The 1,057-nt window shown below is 40.1% G+C and carries 3 protein-coding genes and 1 pseudogene; 2 read left to right on the top strand and 2 right to left on the bottom strand.

Features of this window, described 5'->3' with window-relative positions; all coding sequences use genetic code 11:
• Positions 1 to 2: 2 nt before the first annotated feature.
• Positions 3 to 158, top strand: coding sequence for a CorA family divalent cation transporter (locus AC1DVB_RS27495; protein WP_477592003.1), 156 nt, complete (start codon positions 3 to 5; stop codon positions 156 to 158).
• Between the two features lie 233 nt (positions 159 to 391).
• Here AC1DVB_RS27495 and AC1DVB_RS27490 read toward each other — a convergent pair whose 3' ends face one another.
• Positions 392 to 583 (bottom strand): hypothetical protein, encoded by a 192-nt coding sequence (locus AC1DVB_RS27490; protein WP_034307263.1) that lies wholly within the window; start codon positions 581 to 583, stop codon positions 392 to 394.
• A gap of 95 nt (positions 584 to 678) precedes the next feature.
• Here AC1DVB_RS27490 and AC1DVB_RS27485 point away from each other — a divergent pair, with 95 nt between their 5' ends.
• The gene (locus AC1DVB_RS27485) at positions 679 to 843 is read left to right on the top strand and encodes a hypothetical protein (RefSeq protein WP_161784844.1); all 165 of its coding nucleotides are present in this window, start codon (positions 679 to 681) and stop codon (positions 841 to 843) included.
• Positions 844 to 968: 125 nt separating this feature from the next.
• Here AC1DVB_RS27485 and AC1DVB_RS27480 read toward each other — a convergent pair.
• A pseudogene (locus AC1DVB_RS27480) lies at positions 969 to 1,057 on the bottom strand (YuzL family protein); the annotation flags it as partial.

Here is a 1,057-nt window from a genome sequence, read left to right as displayed (position 1 = left end):
TTATATTAACGCTGCCGACGATGGTGGGAAGTTTTTACGGAATGAATGTGGAACTGCCATTTGAACATAATCAGTTTGCTTTCATTTTTACATTATTAATTGCCATCACTTTGGCGGGGACGACTGCATTCATTTTTTGGAAGAAAAAATATTTTTAAGATCAACCGGCTTATTAAGCCGGTTTTTTTTTATTAGGGGTTTGTGCAATTTGAACATTGATTTCCATTCCAGGCACTCGCTTTCCGCGGGCGGTCCGCCCTCGGCGCATTTGCGCCTGTGGGGTCTCCCGTGGACTCGCTTTTCCCGCAGGATTCTCGCACCTTACGTTCCAATTATAGATCAACTGGTGCCTGCGAACCATTTGGTTGAGGCTGCCAAGCATGTTTTTGTTTTATTCCTCAAAAAAATCAGAAAATCCTTCACTGTTAATGCGATCTGAATAAGGGTTCTCATCATTTACATTCTTTGCATCCAAATTGGTTTTAATCACTAAACGGGGACTCTGTGACGCTTCTCTTATGATACGATCGTTCAACTCTTTAAAATCCGGAACATTCTTATTGCCGGGTTTGTTTGGTTCCAATAAAACCACCTCCATTTTTATCTTTGCAATAAATGATGGGGTGTATTCATGAATATTCTTAGGTTTGGGAAGGATAAAGGACTGAGGAGGAGATCATGATGACCAAATGGAACGAGCAAGCATCTCGCAATAATAATTTAAGGGCAAGTGATTTAAACCCAGATGGAGCCGGAAAAGGAAAAATGGATTCAAAAACAATTGATGGAGATCAATTGAATGATCTAAAGATCCAAGAGGAAATCAGAAAGCAAAATATGTAAGAGAAGTCCCTGATTTTAATGTAAAGCAAAAAAGAATCATGCAGCGGAAAACGCTTGGCGGATAAACCAAGCGTTTTTTTCGTATCATGGTTTGAATTTCATGGTTGATTTAGGATTCACTTTTATCAGGTACGCTTTTGCTTTTTAAGTGAAGAGGGTTGAGTGAAGGACCCGGTTTCTTTTGTAGTGGTACCTTGCCCCTCTACCTGAGAAG

This window comes from Peribacillus sp. P4_D6 (assembly GCF_056401795.1).
This window is presented reverse-complemented; position numbering and strand designations above follow the sequence as displayed.

What these genes read in the sequence shown, in the direction of transcription:
- AC1DVB_RS27485 (WP_161784844.1), top strand. Translation starts at nt 679, where the DNA reads ATGATGACCAAATGGAACGAGCAAGCATCTCGCAATAATAATTTAAGG.